The organism is Aquibacillus rhizosphaerae, from assembly GCF_030282825.1.
Lineage (GTDB): Bacteria > Bacillota > Bacilli > Bacillales > Amphibacillaceae > Aquibacillus_C > Aquibacillus_C rhizosphaerae.
Genome location: NZ_JASTZU010000058.1, coordinates 293,114 through 309,557 on the forward strand (window position 1 = coordinate 293,114; position 16,444 = coordinate 309,557).

Sequence of the window (16,444 nt, forward strand, 5' to 3'; positions counted from 1 at the left end):
TGCGTCCTAAATGCCGCGTGACAGCAGCTTCTTTAGAGGCTGCTTGTCCGTGGTTTTTTTGCGTCCAAAAAACAACATTAAAAGGAGCTAACAAAAAACATGATGGATTTAAAAAATTATGGTTACAAAGAAAGAGAAGAATGTCCAGTTGATTTAGTTCTCGGTAGGGTAACTGAGCTTCGGCGAGAGCGCTATACAGTCATGACCGAGCGCGGCGAAGTGTCTGCAGTACTCAAAGGCGTATTTTATCACAAAGCTGAAACGCGTGAAGACTTTCCTTGTGTCGGTGATTTTGTTTTGCTGCAGTACAACGAGGAAGAAAATTCTCTCATTGTTAAGGTACTGCCCCGCAGCTCCAAGTTCTCACGTGCGGATTACTCAGGTCATGCTGTGGGCTATGTCAAAACACTGCTGGAACAGGTAGTCGCGAGCAACTTTGACTATGTATTTATCCTTTCTTCTCTGAATTGGGATTTTAACATTACCCGCATCTTAAGGTACCTAACACAAGCAAGACAAAGCGGAGGTCAGCCAGTCGTCATTCTGACCAAGACAGACCTAGTTGAAGATTATATTCTCCCGCTCACTGAAGTCACACAAAGCATCCCTGATGTGCGAGTTCACGCGATCTGCAGTCATACAGGTCAGGGATTGAACGAACTTGGAGCCTATTTGATGCCTGGTAAAACAGTAGTCTTTCTCGGCATGTCCGGCGTCGGTAAATCATCTCTGCTCAATGCTTTGATGGAAAAGGATGTAATGAAGGTCCAATCGATTCGGGAGGGCGACAGCCGAGGGCGACATACGACAACACACCGTCAACTGTTCATGCTCCCCTCCGGCGCAATGGTCATTGATACATCTGGCATGCGTGAACTTGGGCTATTTGATGCCGAAGAAGGCATCCGTGTAAGCTTTGCCGATGTGGAAGAATTATTCGCACAATGCCGATTTTCGGATTACTGTCATCAAACCGAGCCGGGCTGTGCTGTTCTTACAGCCCTTACAGACGGTTCGTTATTGCGTGAAAGGTGGGAGCATTATCTTGCCCAGCAGCATGAAAACAAGTTTGTCTACGATAAAACGAGCTACCTTATCGACAAGAGGGCTCGAAACAAAACGAAAGCCATATGGAGCAAGCAAACGAGGAAAAAAGGAGGATGGAAAAACTGAATATTAAACCTGAAACACTAATTTGTGCCTTAAGCCATCAATTCAAGACGGCTGTCATCTCCGCAAACTACCAAAGCAAGTCGTTACAGGGCGGAACAGTGGGAAATGTCTACCTGATAACAGGTAGCGCAGAAACTATAGATAGCAAAAAAATACCGTATCGTATCGTGCTAAAAATCCAGAAGAAATGGGAACGTTATGGAGATCCAAACTCATGGCGTCGGGAATACGATCTCTATTCGTCTGACCTAGGATCAACCTTCTCGGATAACTTCCGTTGGCCAAAATGTTATCACGCTGAGATCAATGCTGAAGAAGATGAATTTCAGCTATGGCTAGAGTATATTGATGGTGTTACCGGTTTAGACTTAACCGGAGACATGTATGAACTGGCCGCGTTTGAGTTAGGACGCTTTCAAGGCAGGCTGTATGCTGAGCAGCCCTCTGTACTTCAAAGCCTAACCAACTTGAGCCATGCTGATCTCATGAAAAATACGTATCTGCATTACCGTTCATGGCCAGTCGTATATGATTATATACGCTCGGACGATTGCGAATTACCGCAACAGGTGCGACAAATGCTCATCGACATAGATAAGCACGCAGATGAGATACTAGAACGTATTGAAACATTCCCGCTCGTACTTTGCCACCGGGACTTTTGGGTAACCAATCTGATTTATACCGATGGCAAAATCGTGCTCATTGATTGGGATACCTGTGGCTGGGGCTACCTAGGAGAAGATATAGCAAGCCTGATTGCAGATGAAGCGGATATTGATCATATGGTCGAATACTACCAGAGATGTGTCCCCGCGTATTACAAAGGTTTTTCAGAATATGCGGATTTAAGCCCTATCGCCGACCATTGCGTCTACGAGCTGATCCTTCTAATGTTTGGGTATAGACTAGTGGAGTGGTACCTCCACACAGAAGATGATAGCGAAAAGACAATGCATGTCCATACTCTCCAAAAAATCTATGAAATGAAGACCAGCCCTGTTCAGAGTTGATTCTAAAAATGAACATCCGAAACCCGATACATTCAAGGGATTTCGGATGTTCTTTTGTATGGCTAGCTTATGATCTTGTAACAGAAAATTGCATAAAAAAATGGTAGCATAAAGGGGCATAGCGTTCCTGCAATTAGACAGGGAAGCCTTTTCTATGTCAACCCTAAAGCAAAGGGTTGCTTATCTTTAACTATCATAAGATAAAGAACCCAACCATTGATGGGGTGTTGAATTGAAAAGAGAAAATGAGTGGATATAAACTGAAGAAAACTTATCTGATTTCAGTGAAGAATTGATTAATGAGTCTATAAAATGTTATAGGGCAGAGTTATATAGATCATCCTTTATAACAGCTAGGTCATTCAATAATCTTTTATTCGATATAACCATCATTCAATCTTATAAGCTGACCTATAAACATTTTATTTGTAAAGCTTCATTGCGTCCTCTAGAAAGTTCAAATATTTAGAAACAAAATCTTTTGGCTTCATAATTTTAACTTTATTACCGAATCCGGCTATAAATTGGTAGGCGAATTTATTCTCAGGCAATTCAATTGTCGCAAGGTAACTTCTTGTATTTACTTTTGTAACGGCATTTTTCCCGTATCTCTCGATAAATTGATCTCTCACAGCAACATCTATCGATAGTTGTACACTAACCAATTTTGGTTGTACATTGTATTTTTTTTCATCCTTAAATTCCTTTTCAGACCTTGGGTCAAAAAAACCGTCTTTTTGGATATTTATTATCCTCGTCAATTTAAACGTTCGATAGTCTTCCCTTTCTAAACTATAACCAATAAGATACCAATGCATTTCACTTAAATGTAACTTATAGGGTTCTACGACTCTATTAGTAATCTTTCCATTTTGGTCTACATACTCAAACTTTAATAACCAATTATTCTCAATCGCCTTCTTGATAAATAAAATTTCGTCCTTAATTTGACTTCTTCCAACCCAATCATAAAAAGATAAATCAAGTTTTGGGAAAATATCTTTGCTGGCCATTCCTTTGATCTTTTGAATAGTCGTTTGAATCTCTTGATTCGTAATCAGTCCATCAAAACCACCTAAGGCTACGAGTATATTTTCAATATCCATGTGATTTAGTAATCGTTTGTCGAATTTATAACCTTCCATTAGCGCATATCCCCCTTCAGCACCATATTTCGCATAAATAGGGATGTTTGCATAACTTAATGCTTCCATATCACGTTGAATCGTTCGTTTCGTTACATTAAAAAGTCGACTAAATTCTGATGCCGAAACAACTTCTTTTTGTAACAAGATCATCACTATCGAGATAAGTCGTTCAATTTTTTTCATATTTCCCTCCCATATACGACATAATGTTGTCACCTATGTCCTATTATACTTCAAATATGAAAAGGAGGAATTAAATTATGAAAGCAATATCTTATCTACAATTTGATGGAAGAGCAGAAGAAGCATTAGCCTTTTATGAAAAGGCGTTACAAGCAACAAATGTAAAAATGGTGAGATTTGGTGCTTTTGGTCAAGATCCAAATGCTCCATTAACGGCAGAAGAACAAAATATGATTATGGAATCTCGTATTGAGTTTTCAGGGAATATTTTAATGATCTCTGATGTTCCACCATTTATGCAAGCAGCGGCAGGCGAAATCACAACAGGGAACACCGTCTTAATCAGTATTATTGATGCTGATCCAGAAATAAATAAACAATGTTTCGAAAAGCTTTCGGAAGGTGGTACTGTGATTATGCCGATATCTTCTTCACCGTGGTCAGAAAGTTTTGGAATGTTAGTCGACAAATTTGGTGTAATGTGGAAATTCAATAGTGATGCGAGTAAATTTCTAGATGGTTTCGTAGATTAGATTTTTTATCAGAGTGGGTGTTTCATTAATAGTTTTTACCATACATCCACACTAATACATTATCAACAGACCCTGAATTCCCCCTTATGATGGGTGATTTCAGGGTCTGTTTTATTTCTATTTTAGTTTGAAATTTCATTTAGAAGTAGGGATGTAAATGGGTAAGGAATATTAATCTGAAGGAATACTAAACACAGTAGTATAACATGAAGGTATTCAACAGTTGAATTACTTTGTTGCTCTAAAACATGCAATGCTTTATATGCAAAAACAATTAATTAATGATTGAAAAATGTAACCGTTGTTGATTCCACAAACAGGCCAGATTGCAGACAAGTTTAACATTATTTGTTCCACTTTACCTGCTCCTTTACTTTAAGATCATTGATTCACATTTTATTTTAACATAAATTCCAATAACTCATTAAACCATTCAAGAGAAAAGGATCGCCAATAATATATAACGATCCTCTTGTTGAACATTCAAAGTGTAATCCATCACACTTAAAGAAAAAAATCCTGATTCAATAAAATTATTTCCAAACCAAAATGTAGTTAGTTTCGTCTAAGATTAAGGAAGAGGTGATACCTAGATGAATGAACTGGAGCAATTGTCGGTGGAAGAAACATGGATTAATGATAAGGAACAAATAATTGATCAAGTAATGCAGGAATATAGCGATGGTATCCTATATCTTGTATTTACCTATGTCAAAAATCGAGCGACCGCAGAGGATTTAACACAAGAGATATTTATAAAGTGCTATGAAAAATTAGATCAATTTAATAAGCAAGCATCAATTAAAACCTGGGTTTACAGAATTGCAAGTAATCATTGTAAAGACTACTTGGGAAGTTGGCATTATCGCAAAATAAAACTCAACGAAAAAGTGTGGGACTATATCCCTTCCAAATCAAAACAAGTGGAAGAGGAAGTTATTTCAAAAAATCAAGAAAACAGTTTATCTCGTGCAATTATGGCATTACCTATAAAGTATAGAGAAGTAGTTTTTCTCCATTACTATGAAGAGTTATCATTAGAAGAGATAAGCAAAGTTACTACCATAAATATTAATACAATAAAAACTAGATTGAAACGTGCCAAGGAATTATTAAGAGATAAGATGATGAAGGAGGTTTAATAAGCGATGAGTGATCCATTTGTTAGTTTGAAAAGTGCAATGAAAGAAACAATCTTTAAAGACTTTTCCTTTTCGGATGAGCGAAAAGATGCAGTAAAAGAAACAATAAGGGGAAAACATTCTCAACAACAGCTACATTCTTGGAAAGAACAAACGATTTTAGCCGTATTAGAATCGATTCAGCATGAACCCAAAAATGGTTACGATATCTCAACTCACCTCTTTCATAAAAAGGATTTTAGCTTTCAAAATAATGAAGGTCAGCTTTATACACTTTTACATCTACTTGAAAACAAGGAAATTGTCATATCGAAATGGATAAAGGAAAAGAAGTATTATTTCTTAACGATGAAAGGGATAAAATATTTAGCTACTTCCAAACAAGCTAGCTCTAAGAAACAGGAATCTTTAAAACATTTACTCGAGGAGGCATCTTTATGAGTACCAACAAATTTGAAGAATTTCTAGGTAAAGTAACCTCTAAAGTGAAGTCAAAGGAAGCCCATAGTTTGATTAGAAAAGAACTGCGTAATCATTTACAAGAGTTGCGTCAGTCTTATCAACAAAGAGAATCTTCTAAAGAGGAAGCAGAAGAGAAAGCAATAGAAGAAATGGGAAATCCATTTACGTTAGGTGAGAGTTTAAATCAACTTCATAAACCAAAAATGGATTGGGTTCTTATTGTGTTATTCGGAATTATTGCCGTTATCAGCTTTCTACCACTAATAAATGGCGTTTACGGGTTACCAAATTCTGTAACCAAACAAGCAATATGGTACACACTGGCTGCCCTTACAATTATTACTCTTCTGTTCTTTGACTACCGGAAACTAAAGAACTTGTGGATGTTTTTTTATGGGATTGGCTTAATCATGCACGTATATACTTATTTTTTTGGCATAATGGTGAGTGGTGCTAAAAATTGGATTGCCTTCCCAGGAGTAACCTTGCATGTACCTATGATAACCTTATTTTTATTTATCCTTGCTTGGGCAGGCATCTTTACTAGGATTAATGAGTTTGCTAGTAGAATCAAACAAGTCGTACTATTTTTTCTTTTTTGGATTCCGATATTGATCTATCTAATGCTTCCGGACTTAATGGTGGGTTTCATTTATCTAATTTGTATAGTAACTATGTTTGCTTTTTCCCCTGTTCAAAAAAAATTAGCTATAAAGTTAATTATAGTTAATGTGGTACTTGGAGTATGTGTTATTGGTGCAATTATGATTAGCACTCTTGGGAATTATATCCATGATAGATTATCTTTTTTTCTAAATCCAAATACGTATCCTGATGGAGAAGGATATATATCTAACCAAATTAGGGAAGTACTTTCCCAAGCAGGTTGGTTTGGTAATGGGATTAATAGTGAGCTACATTCGCTCCCAAACGTACATACAGATTTTGTTTTTCCTTATCTAGTCTATTCTCTTGGTTGGGCATTTGGAATTACCCTTTGTCTGATTCTTTCAGTATTTATATTACGTATCTCATTAAATGCCTTTAAAACAAAGGATTTATACGGAAGATTGATAGTAATTGGTGGTGCGGTATTCTTTACAGTACCTACGATTTTGAACATCTTCATGGGATTAGGGTTAGTGCCTGTTATTGGAGTCTCCTTACCGTTTGTAAGCTATGGTGGAAGTATGCTGGTCGTTTCAGCTGCTATGCTTGGACTCATTTTAAGCATATACCGTAGAAAGGATATGGTAGAGGCAACGGTGTTAACTAAGTATAAGAAGACAATAGATTAAGACAAGATAGTTAATTTGATAAATAATTAGCCTGTATCTTTTGTTAAAACGAATTGCTGATACAGGCTTCAACAATTTAATTACACATAGTTATTCACTTTAATACATTGCTCCTGTTGAGCTTATTAAGGGCTTATGTTGACTTTATCTTTTGTTCAGATAACCTCCCGTTACTTTAATAAGCCTTAATGCATAGAAATTCTTTCTAAAAGCATTATTTTTTTAGAGCAATGTTTACTGCTTCAATTGCATGAATAACTGTTGTATCAAATAATGGAACTTCTGAATCCTCAGTTTTAACTAAAAATCCTATTTCTGTACATCCCAAGATGATTCCTTCAGCTCCTTCAGCCACTAAATGTTGAATAACAGATTTATAATAATCTTTTGATGATTGCTTAACTTGTCCTAAACACAGCTCTTCATATATAACCTTATTAATATTGTTTCGTTCTTCTTTATCAGGAACTAATACGTTAATTCCATTAGATTCGATTCGAGATTTATAAAAATCTTGCTCCATTGTATATTTAGTCCCAAGTAAACCAACTGTTTTTATATTGGAACTTTGGATTTGATTCGCTGTTGCATCAGCAATATGTAATACAGGAATGTTTATCATCGCCTCTATATAATCAATTACTTTATGCATTGTATTTGTACAAATTACTATGAATTCTGCACCTGCTTTTTCTAAAGATGATGCAACTTCTCCTAATGCTTTACCCGCATTATCCCAATCACCTTCAGCTTGATAGCGTTCGATCTCGTCAAAGTTAACACTATACAAAAGACACTTCGCAGAATGTAATCCACCTAAATTTTCTTTTACCTTTTCGTTAATTATTCGGTAATACTCTACTGAAGACTCCCAACTCATTCCACCTATAAGTCCAATCGTTTTCATCACTTTTCTCCCTTTTTCGATTAGCTATTATCAAATTTTACTCATTTTTATATTTAATACTGTTAATCATAAACCCAAAAAATAAATATTTTAAAATTTCATTCATTATTTGTACGTATCTGCTTGTTCCAAATATGCTCCTTATACTAAACAGGCAGCCAAATAATCTACGCACCTATTTTTTTGTATTTAGCATCTTGTAAAAAGCAAAAACAACAGTAGAAAGACCAATTCCAAAAAGAATACTACCAGTTACTAGAAAGATATTTGTATTTGTTTTAACTTTAGATTCGTAATCCGATGGAGCGTAATCATACTTTGCAAGCCAACCTTCCGCTAAGCTCGCGCCAAGATTATTACTAAAAAAGATAAATATTAGTCCGATAATCCCTAGTAATGAACCTAACATCATCAACCATTTTAAATTATCTTTTCTCACATTCTCACCCCTCGTTAATATACTTCTTCTTAAACATTACTGTTCCTTTAGTTTAAGATCAACACTTCACAATATCATAAATCTCTATACCAAAATCATACCAGAAGTGAGCGAGTATTTGGTCACTTTTTCCAAATATTTGGATATCATTGTTGCGTAGTATAAGTCTACTACGCACTACAAGAGTTACTCCACAATCTGGCTCGATACTGAAGTCAGTTCCTGCTTTACTGGTACAATTTTTGTCATTCAGTGATAAAAATTATTTAAACGTAGATATATTTCCTTAGATTGAAATCAAACTTTATTATGCAATAGATTATTTAAATTAAAAGATGGTGCATGTCACCACCCGTAATTTGTTATGTTCGTCGTATAATGAGACAAGATTAACAAATGGTACCTGTCATTTACTTGTAAGATTTCAGATCCGATTTTTTTACGGGTAGTGGCACTAAAGTTTATTTAGCAAAAGAAATGATTGTTCTTGTTCAGAAATTGCATTATTAATTTCCCCACTAGAACTAAATATAATAGTAAATTGAGCTCTTTCTACTTCCTTTTAATCAGTTGGTTCCTACTATTAGTAAGATTCCTTCACGGCGCATCTGCTTAACACATTTTAAAAAGATGTTAGAGAATAAAAAAAAGTGGGTAAGGTTAATTATAGCCAATAAAAAGGAGCCGGCTTAATTCATTAATTAGTGTACGAAACTTAAAACGAAGAAATAATTCAGGAAGAAAGGAGTTTTTTTATGAGAAATTATACAGTAGCTCCAAATAAAGATGCTACCGCTTGGTATGTTAAAGTCGAGGATGTTGCTCCTACTCAAAAATATGATAAAAAAGATAAAGCAATTGAAGCCGGCGAACAATTGGCTGTTGAAAACAAACCTGCTATATTGACCATTTTAACCAATGAGCACGAAGTAGCAGATGAAAGAACATTTAGCTAACGCAAACTATAAGCGGTGACACATATCATTCCCCCTAAGATAGTTAGATTGATACATCTTAGGGGGGATTTTATGTCTCTGACTAAATGTATACGTTAACCTCGGTATATCAACAAAAAATAAGGTCATAAGTCCATTTAAATAGTGCTTGCCACCACCCGTAAAATGGCAAATTAAACAATTCACGGGCACTGACAATATGGGAACTTCCTTAAGTTTTACCACCAATTCTATAATGCTGCCATTCATAAGGTATGAACGCCTGATACTTCTTCTGTAAAAATCGCTCATCTATAAGTGCGATCACACCAGTATCAGAATCAGATCGAATAAGACGTCCACCGGCTTGCAGTACTTTATTCATTCCTGGATATACATAAGCCTAATCAAAGCCATTCTTTCCAATCGATTGGAAATAGTCCTTTATTATATCCCTTTCAAAGCCAATTTGTGGCATGCCAACCCGAACTACGACAACACCTTCTAATCGCTCCCCTTTTAAATCTACTCCTTCAGAAAAAATCCCCCCGAGTACCGCGAAACCTACCAATCTCTCGGCACGACCTGACTTAAACTGTTTCAGAAAATCTTCTCTTGCTGCTTCTGTCATTCCTACAGCTCCTATACTGACAAGTTTTATGAAGGTGTAGGTCTGGCTCTCGATTCACCAATTCTATCAAATTGTTATCATACCTCTTCAAACACTTCCACCAATTGTTTTTCCACCTCTAAAAGTTGGTCCGGCCCATCAATCGAAACTAAGTCTTCACACCAAAATAGTGTAGTTATCCCATATTCCTGATCAATGTCTGTGTGCATTTCACCATCGTTCTTTATACTATCTTTCCATGTCGTGTCTTCAAATGCTGTGTATTTCAACCACCAATTCTCGACATATCCTTTTAATTGCTCCGGGCTTTCTGGTAAAGTTATCACACTTCCAACAAACGTTGGAATAAACGTATCATATTCCCAATGATAAAATTGAATGTTCACAAAAATAATCTTACTAATGCTTTTTGCTTCAATATCCGTTTGCAGCGCATAATATCTGGCGATGTATTGCGGAAAAAATGTATTCGGTTGTCCCATTGACTGATGAATGCTTTTACTCGTTTCCGTTCCGAGAGCATTACCATTCATGGGTTTGATACCCGACTAATGGCTTCATTACAATTGTTCCAGTGAAATTTTCTTCTATTTGTACAGTTTTAGTGTATTAATAAACTTAGAAGACGCACCGGTTATCTGCCTTTTGCTATTCCCTATATGTTTTATTTATTCCTTTTCTTTATTTGCCAAATTTTCAACATGTCTACAGTTGTAGGTGTCCCAAAAACGAAAGTAGCGCAATGGATTTCTCCTTATCCTTAGATTTTAAATATTTTATAATAATAACTCATCCTATGGTAATAATAAGTACTACTAAATTATATTTGTCTTCCATTGCTTACAGCTGTAGCCAATTTTAAATTTAAAGTGAGGTACACCATTTGAAGAAAAAATTATTAACATTTGTTCTAACTTTTGTTCTATGGTTTGTTTTGGCAGGACGCTTTAATATCCAGGTATTTTTGTTGGGTACTATTATTTGTTCCATTATATCGCTTATGATGGCAGAGAATTTGTTTAGATTAATACAAATGAAAGATGGAACGAAAGATTTCCCCAAAAAATTGTATTACATATTTATGGTGATTATTGCATTTATCTATGATGTATTTTTATCTGCTTTCAAAGTATCCAGACATGCATTTGAAATGAAACCATCATTTTCTCCCCGGCTCGTTAGCGTACAAACATCTCTTGAAAATTCAAACAGTATGGCAACTTTAGTCCACTTTTTCACACTCCCTCAAGGGGCTCTGGCGATGGATTTCGATGATATATATAAAGAATATGTTATTCACTGGATCGATGTTGACAGTGACGACGAAGTCGAAGGAAAGAAAACGCTTATCCTTAAACATGAGAATTTGATAGCGAAAATCTTTGATTAATTAAGCTTCTTGAACATCTCTGTTAAGCACCTAATTATTTTGTGGAGTGTGATGTAGTGCTCTATGTAATACTGGCAATTATCTTATCTGCTATTTTAGCATTTTATCGAGTCTTTAAGGGTCCCAGTCTGCCTGATCGACTCGTTGCTATGAATAGTATAGGTGTCATGTTTTTATTAGTTTTAGTTTTATTAAGTTATTATTTCGAAAGAAAAATCTTTTTGGATGTTGCTTTAGTTTATGGGATTTCCTTATTTATCAATGTGTTAATTATGGCTAAATATTTAAAAATACCATGGAAAGGTTGAGTTGGTGATTGATTTCCTTCCTAGTATAAGACAACTATTTGCTTTTGTATTTTTTATAACAGGTATTTATTTTTTGTTAAGTACTGCTGTGGGATTGATTCGTTTTCCTAATCTGTATACACGATTACATGCTGGATCTAAATGCCTAATGGCCGGAGGTATTTCAGTTTTCATGGGATGTATCGCACTTGAGGGCATTAGTTTTGTTTCTTTAAAACTAATTATAATCTTGGCTTTTTTACTCATCACGAATCCGATAGCCATTCATGTCATCGCCAAATTTGATAATAATTATAATCTTATACCCAAAGTATATACAAAAGAAGATTTCGAAAAATAATTGGAGGTTAGGTCGTGATTAATATCGTATTTTATCTGTTATTACTATTTTTAATCATTACGGCATTTTTTATGGTATTTACTAAAGATCTATCCAATTCCGTTATCACGCTTCCCCTATTCGGGGCCATTCTAGTCATTATTTTTGTCATACTCCAGGCTCCGGGAGTTGCGCTCGCTGGAGCAATAATGACTGCTGGCTTAACGACTGCTTTTTTTGTAATTACAATAAATAAAACGGAGTATTGACGAAATGAGTAGACTTAATGAAGTGTTTAAAAAGCTTTATAAAATAGGTCTTGTTGTAACGTTCGCTTATTTCTTACTATTCTTATTTTATGACATACATAATCTTGATAACAATCGTAAAAGATATTTATCTGCACACTATATTTCTGAAGGGGTACAGGAAACCGGGGCGATAAATTTAGTTGCATCTGTCCTATATGATTACCGAGCTTTTGATACGTTGGGTGAAGCAACGATGATTTTAACTGCTGCAACTGTTTTAGCTTTTCTGGTCCCTATAAGTAAAGCAACAACTTTTGGTACAACATTTAAAAGTATTGTTAAGCAAACGGTGAAATTGATTCTCCCATATTTAGCCGTTTTAGGAACGTACTTAATATTATTTGGTCATGTTAGTCCTGGCGGTGGTTTTGTTGGAGGAGTTGTTCTGTCTATCATTGCCATTCTGCTGACAATAACCTATAGTGTTGAATTCTCTGAATATATAGTCAAACCTGACCAAAAAAAGTTAGTAGAAGACATAGGAGCTATTGGTTTTGTTTTACTGGGATTGCTAGGCGTATTCACTGGAAGTAATTTTCTTGCCAACGGACAAGCCTATTTCGGAACGGGAAATGCCGGAGAAGTGTTTAGTGCCGGGTTAATACCTTTCATCAATGTAATGATTGGATTAAAAGTAGGAGCTGGTCTGGCTATCATTTTTAATAGTTTGATTAAGGAGAAATAATAGTGGAAATAGCCTATGTTGCCGTAATCATTTTGTTCTGTCTAGGAATATACACGATCATTACCAAAAAAAATTTAATAAAGATTGTTTTTGGAGTAACTATTGTAGAATCTTCTTTGATTTTGTTACTAATGCTCGTAGGTTACAAACCAGATGGAACTGCTCCTATTTTAGACAAAGAATATGAAATCGTAGTCGATCCTATCCCTCAGGCACTGGCCCTAACTACCGTTGTTATCGGCGGAAGTGTTACAGCTGTCATGCTAGTGATGGTGATTAAGATACATAGAAGATATAGAACATTAAACATTGATGAGATTCGAAAATTAAGAGGATAATTTCTATTTTTGCACGTTAGGTAAGATAGCATAAAATTCAAAGATGTCTAGCTCCAGCGCCTACCCCCTCGAGGTCTTAAGTCAATCCTATATGTGGCACTCTTAAGCTTGTCGGGGGTGAGCAAGGCGCTTACGCTTTTCTTTAAGGAGGTTAATAATGGAAGCTGCTGTCTGGGTTATCATTTTACCTTTATTAACCGCATTTTTTCTTGGTATTTCAAAGTTATATTTTAAAAGAATTTTTTTCTATCTGGTAACCGGTAGTGCGATCATTTATCTTTATATATTAATTATAGTGATTACTCATAGTTATCCCCCAAAAGTTTACAGTATTGGTGATTGGGGGCTTTTGGGAATAAATGTAATGGTGGATCCTTTTTCTGGCCTATTTTTGTTAATGATCGCAATATTATTTTTGCCTTTTATTATTTTTTCCATGAAATATAATAAATTTCTTAAACATGACTATTTTATTTTTGCATATTTAATGGTAGCCGGTATTTCAGGAATGGTTCTTACTACTGATTTATTCAATCTATATGTATTTATGGAAGTGAGTACTCTGAGTTCTTGCGCTCTGTCATTGTATAAAAAGACCGATAGAGGGATAGAAGGTACTTTTAAGTATTTGATCATGTCTACGTTGGGGAGCTTTTTTATTTTACTGGCTACCATTTTAACTTATTACTTAACTGGAACGCTAAATATGGCTGAAATCCCCCTAGCATTTGAGGATATCCCCTTTAAGATTAAAAGTACAATGATGACCTTGTTTGTTTTTGGCTATGCAATAAAGATTGGGTTAATTCCTCTGCATGCTTGGCTACCTGATGCTTATGAAGATTCCCCAATCCCTTACAATGTTTTGTCTTCGGGTTTAGTGTTGAAATCTGCTGTATATGCATTAATAAGAGTATTATATATCATGTTTGGCATTGATTTTCTGGACGAAAGTGGCATGTTAACTATTGGAGTTTTCTGGGGAGTCATTACTTTTTTGATTGCTCATTGTTTAGCCTTTCAGCAATCCAATTTAAACCGGTTGCTTGCCTATTCCAGTATTGCCCAAATAGCGTATATCATGATTGGATTATTTGTTGGAACGGAAGCAGGCTTAATTGCTGGAAGTTTTCATATTTTAAATCATGCGATAATGAAAGGGACCTTATTTTTAGTTGTAGGAATTTTTAGTTATAGTTTAAACGCTGTTGAAAAAAAAGATATTAAAGGGCTAGGTTATAAATTTCCCATACTCTCATTTACTTTTGTGGTTGCTTCCCTTGCTATAGTGGGCCTGCCTCCCTTCAATGGATTTATGAGTAAATGGCTTATTGTTGAAGCAGCTCTAGAAGCTGGATTTGTTTATGCTGCCTTTTTTATTCTGGTGGGAACGTTTTTATCTTTAACGTATTATTTAAAAGTAATTGTTACATTATATACAAAAAACGAAGAAGAACTATTAATAGAAGAACCAAGTTTATCTTTAAAATTACCTACTTTCTTTCTAGGTAGTTTATGTATTGTATTTGGTATGGTACCATCATTACCTTTAAATCTTATTACTAAAATCCCAACATTTTTGCTGGATAATGGGGATTACATAAGAATATTACTAGGAGGTTGAAGATGATTACTCCAGGTTTCTTATATTTAACAGGTGCTTTACTATTATTTTTACCCCTTCATGAAAGAATCAAATACATCATATCTTTCCTCATTACTACAGGAGCCCTTATCGTTACTTTTTATTTAATACCTGGCTATAGTTTACAACTTGATTTTTTAAATTACACTCTAGTTCCTTTTAAAGTAGATAGTATCAGTAAATTAACAGGGTTAATTTTTGCTGTCGCTGGCCTGGCTGCTGTCAGTTATTCTGTTAATATATGTTCCCTACCTAATTTAAGGCTAATATTTGTGTTTATTGGTAGTGCTCTGACCGTGGTTTTTTCCGGTGATTTGTTTACTCTATATATTTTCTGGGAGTTAATGACGATCAGTTCCTCTTTTCTAATTATAATGGCAAGTGATTTCACTAAAAAAACGGGGTATTATTATTTTCTAATGCACGTGGCTGGTAGTTTGAGTTTATTATGGGGGATATTTTTACAGTATTCGGCTACAGGTAGTTTATCTTTGAATGCTATGGAGGCTGGAATCCCCTTTGTTTTAATAGCAATAGCAGTTAAGCTCGCCTTTGTCGGTTTCCATACATGGATGCCACTTACTTACAGCAAAGCTCCTTTTTATGTTGCAGTAGTTTTGTCGATATATACGACAAAAGTGGGCGTATATGTAATGGCTCGTCTCGCATCTGGGATAAATATTTTGGCATATGCCGGTCTAATTTCGGCTTTGTTTGGAATTGTAATGGCCTTAAGGCAAAACCAGGTTCGTAAATTATTAAGCTATTCCATCATAACCCAGGTTGGCTATATGATTATTGGTATTAGCATTGGTACTTTCGAGGGAACATCAGGAGCTATGTTTCATCTAGTTAATCATATATTATATAAAACCGTATTATTTATGGCAGTGGGAGTTGTCATTTATACAACAGGGAAGGATGAGTTTGACAATTTAGGGATCATGCGCAAAAAACTTCCCCTAACCTCAATCGCAACATTAGTAGCTATTATGGGGATATCTGGAGTTCCCTTTTTCAATGGCTATATGAGTAAAACAATTATTAAGGATGCTTTGCACGAACCACTATTAAAATTGGGGTTGGACCTGATGAGTTTTGGGACTTCTTTAATGTTTTTAAAATTGATCTATTATGCATTTATCAAAAATAGTAGTATGAACTTAGTTAAAAAGCCAACCATCAGCATGCAATTGGGAATGGGACTTTTAACTGTTATGATGCTATTGATTGGTATTCATCCTTATTTGTTAGAGAATTTAACGAATATTCATGTAGATATTAATTATTTTGATAAAAAACATATGATAAGTGGAATTAAGCCTTTTCTCTGGTCAATTGCTATATTTATTTTATTCAATAAATATGTAGTGAAGAACTATGAAAGACTTCTATATTTTGATATTTATCGCAAAATGGGTAAACTATTTGTAACTACGGGCTATGTGTTAAGTAACTACCATGACGGAAAATTAAATAAATATTTGTTATGGGCAACTACCACTTTAATCACTCTGTTGTTATTGTTAATGTTTTAATATTCATCTACTGTTACGATGAATTATACCAATTGACCTATAACCT

General features: G+C 35.1%; 19 protein-coding genes and 1 pseudogene. 15 read left to right on the forward strand and 5 right to left on the reverse strand.

Annotation, left to right across the window (positions count from 1 at the left end; genetic code table 11):
- Positions 1–99: 99 nt before the first annotated feature.
- Both rsgA and QQS35_RS18570 read left to right on the forward strand, forming a co-directional pair.
- Entirely contained in the window at positions 100–1,173 is a 1,074-nt protein-coding gene (gene rsgA, locus QQS35_RS18565) for a ribosome small subunit-dependent GTPase A (RefSeq protein ID WP_285933713.1), read from the forward strand.
- The gene (locus QQS35_RS18570; protein WP_285933824.1) at positions 1,170–2,186 is read left to right on the forward strand and encodes a phosphotransferase; all 1,017 of its coding nucleotides are present in this window, start codon (positions 1,170–1,172) and stop codon (positions 2,184–2,186) included. The genes rsgA and QQS35_RS18570 overlap by 4 nt, the downstream gene beginning before the upstream one ends.
- A gap of 422 nt (positions 2,187–2,608) precedes the next feature.
- Here the strand turns inward: QQS35_RS18570 and QQS35_RS18575 are convergent, their stop codons facing one another.
- The gene (locus tag QQS35_RS18575) at positions 2,609–3,517 is read right to left on the reverse strand and encodes a helix-turn-helix transcriptional regulator (protein ID WP_285933714.1); all 909 of its coding nucleotides are present in this window, start codon (positions 3,515–3,517) and stop codon (positions 2,609–2,611) included.
- A gap of 77 nt (positions 3,518–3,594) precedes the next feature.
- On the opposite strand from QQS35_RS18575, the gene QQS35_RS18580 reads away from it, so the two are divergent.
- From QQS35_RS18580 to QQS35_RS18595, 4 genes are all read left to right on the forward strand, one after another.
- Positions 3,595–4,050 carry a VOC family protein gene (locus QQS35_RS18580; protein ID WP_285933715.1) on the forward strand — a complete coding sequence of 152 codons (456 nt, stop codon included), beginning with the start codon at positions 3,595–3,597 and terminating at the stop codon, positions 4,048–4,050.
- A 593-nt stretch (positions 4,051–4,643) separates the two neighbouring features.
- On the forward strand, positions 4,644–5,192 hold the full coding sequence (locus tag QQS35_RS18585) for a sigma-70 family RNA polymerase sigma factor (RefSeq protein WP_285933716.1): 549 nt from the start codon (positions 4,644–4,646) through the stop codon (positions 5,190–5,192).
- A 6-nt stretch (positions 5,193–5,198) separates the two neighbouring features.
- Positions 5,199–5,633 (forward strand): PadR family transcriptional regulator, encoded by a 435-nt coding sequence (locus QQS35_RS18590; protein WP_285933717.1) that lies wholly within the window; start codon positions 5,199–5,201, stop codon positions 5,631–5,633.
- Complete coding sequence (locus QQS35_RS18595) at positions 5,630–6,952, forward strand: FtsW/RodA/SpoVE family cell cycle protein (protein ID WP_285933718.1); 1,323 nt, start codon at positions 5,630–5,632, stop codon at positions 6,950–6,952. Before QQS35_RS18590 ends, QQS35_RS18595 begins: the two co-directional genes overlap by 4 nt.
- A gap of 214 nt (positions 6,953–7,166) precedes the next feature.
- On the opposite strand, the gene QQS35_RS18600 is transcribed toward QQS35_RS18595, so the two are convergent.
- Entirely contained in the window at positions 7,167–7,859 is a 693-nt protein-coding gene (locus tag QQS35_RS18600) for an aspartate/glutamate racemase family protein (RefSeq protein ID WP_285933719.1), read from the reverse strand.
- A 175-nt stretch (positions 7,860–8,034) separates the two neighbouring features.
- Positions 8,035–8,298: a hypothetical protein gene (locus QQS35_RS18605; RefSeq protein WP_285933720.1), complete on the reverse strand. Its 264-nt coding sequence runs from the start codon at positions 8,296–8,298 to the stop codon at positions 8,035–8,037.
- A 755-nt stretch (positions 8,299–9,053) separates the two neighbouring features.
- Between QQS35_RS18605 and QQS35_RS18610 the strand changes: the two genes are divergently transcribed.
- Positions 9,054–9,254 (forward strand): DUF2188 domain-containing protein, encoded by a 201-nt coding sequence (locus QQS35_RS18610; protein ID WP_285933721.1) that lies wholly within the window; start codon positions 9,054–9,056, stop codon positions 9,252–9,254.
- A gap of 211 nt (positions 9,255–9,465) precedes the next feature.
- Here the strand turns inward: QQS35_RS18610 and QQS35_RS18615 are convergent.
- Together QQS35_RS18615 and QQS35_RS18620 are read right to left on the reverse strand one after the other, a co-directional pair.
- Positions 9,466–9,867: pseudogene (locus QQS35_RS18615) on the reverse strand (helicase C-terminal domain-containing protein); the annotation flags it as partial.
- 74 nt (positions 9,868–9,941) lie between these two features.
- Positions 9,942–10,397, reverse strand: a complete 456-nt coding sequence (locus tag QQS35_RS18620; protein WP_285933722.1) for a hypothetical protein — start codon at positions 10,395–10,397, stop codon at positions 9,942–9,944.
- A 350-nt stretch (positions 10,398–10,747) separates the two neighbouring features.
- Here QQS35_RS18620 and QQS35_RS18625 point away from each other — a divergent pair, with 350 nt between their 5' ends.
- The 8 genes from QQS35_RS18625 (at position 10,748) to QQS35_RS18655 (ending at position 16,398) form a co-directional block, all read left to right on the forward strand.
- On the forward strand, positions 10,748–11,254 hold the full coding sequence (locus QQS35_RS18625) for a Na+/H+ antiporter subunit E (protein WP_285933723.1): 507 nt from the start codon (positions 10,748–10,750) through the stop codon (positions 11,252–11,254).
- 56 nt (positions 11,255–11,310) lie between these two features.
- Positions 11,311–11,562, forward strand: coding sequence for a monovalent cation/H+ antiporter complex subunit F (locus QQS35_RS18630; protein WP_285933724.1), 252 nt, complete (start codon positions 11,311–11,313; stop codon positions 11,560–11,562).
- 4 nt (positions 11,563–11,566) lie between these two features.
- The gene (gene mnhG, locus QQS35_RS22970) at positions 11,567–11,902 is read left to right on the forward strand and encodes a monovalent cation/H(+) antiporter subunit G (protein ID WP_407933987.1); all 336 of its coding nucleotides are present in this window, start codon (positions 11,567–11,569) and stop codon (positions 11,900–11,902) included.
- Between the two features lie 14 nt (positions 11,903–11,916).
- Positions 11,917–12,150, forward strand: a complete 234-nt coding sequence (locus QQS35_RS18635; protein WP_285933725.1) for a Na(+)/H(+) antiporter subunit B — start codon at positions 11,917–11,919, stop codon at positions 12,148–12,150.
- Between the two features lie 4 nt (positions 12,151–12,154).
- Positions 12,155–12,877, forward strand: coding sequence for a hydrogen gas-evolving membrane-bound hydrogenase subunit E (gene mbhE / locus QQS35_RS18640; RefSeq protein ID WP_285933726.1), 723 nt, complete (start codon positions 12,155–12,157; stop codon positions 12,875–12,877).
- Positions 12,878–12,879: 2 nt separating this feature from the next.
- Positions 12,880–13,215, forward strand: coding sequence for a sodium:proton antiporter (locus tag QQS35_RS18645; RefSeq protein ID WP_285933727.1), 336 nt, complete (start codon positions 12,880–12,882; stop codon positions 13,213–13,215).
- A gap of 157 nt (positions 13,216–13,372) precedes the next feature.
- Positions 13,373–14,839 carry a complex I subunit 5 family protein gene (locus QQS35_RS18650; RefSeq protein WP_285933728.1) on the forward strand — a complete coding sequence of 489 codons (1,467 nt, stop codon included), beginning with the start codon at positions 13,373–13,375 and terminating at the stop codon, positions 14,837–14,839.
- Between the two features lie 2 nt (positions 14,840–14,841).
- Entirely contained in the window at positions 14,842–16,398 is a 1,557-nt protein-coding gene (locus QQS35_RS18655) for a proton-conducting transporter transmembrane domain-containing protein (RefSeq protein WP_285933729.1), read from the forward strand.
- Positions 16,399–16,444: the final 46 nt, after the last annotated feature.

Bases quoted from the DNA above. Each gene is read 5' to 3' on its own strand.
- rsgA (WP_285933713.1), top strand. From the start codon at position 100: ATGATGGATTTAAAAAATTATGGTTACAAAGAAAGAGAAGAATGTCCA.
- QQS35_RS18575 (WP_285933714.1), bottom strand. From the start codon at position 3,517: ATGAAAAAAATTGAACGACTTATCTCGATAGTGATGATCTTGTTACAA.
- QQS35_RS18580 (WP_285933715.1), top strand. From the start codon at position 3,595: ATGAAAGCAATATCTTATCTACAATTTGATGGAAGAGCAGAAGAAGCA.
- QQS35_RS18585 (WP_285933716.1), top strand. From the start codon at position 4,644: ATGAATGAACTGGAGCAATTGTCGGTGGAAGAAACATGGATTAATGAT.
- QQS35_RS18590 (WP_285933717.1), top strand. From the start codon at position 5,199: ATGAGTGATCCATTTGTTAGTTTGAAAAGTGCAATGAAAGAAACAATC.
- QQS35_RS18595 (WP_285933718.1), top strand. From the start codon at position 5,630: ATGAGTACCAACAAATTTGAAGAATTTCTAGGTAAAGTAACCTCTAAA.
- QQS35_RS18600 (WP_285933719.1), bottom strand. From the start codon at position 7,859: ATGAAAACGATTGGACTTATAGGTGGAATGAGTTGGGAGTCTTCAGTA.
- QQS35_RS18610 (WP_285933721.1), top strand. From the start codon at position 9,054: ATGAGAAATTATACAGTAGCTCCAAATAAAGATGCTACCGCTTGGTAT.
- QQS35_RS18620 (WP_285933722.1), bottom strand. From the start codon at position 10,397: ATGAATGGTAATGCTCTCGGAACGGAAACGAGTAAAAGCATTCATCAG.
- mbhE (WP_285933726.1), top strand. From the start codon at position 12,155: ATGAGTAGACTTAATGAAGTGTTTAAAAAGCTTTATAAAATAGGTCTT.
- QQS35_RS18650 (WP_285933728.1), top strand. From the start codon at position 13,373: ATGGAAGCTGCTGTCTGGGTTATCATTTTACCTTTATTAACCGCATTT.
- QQS35_RS18655 (WP_285933729.1), top strand. From the start codon at position 14,842: ATGATTACTCCAGGTTTCTTATATTTAACAGGTGCTTTACTATTATTT.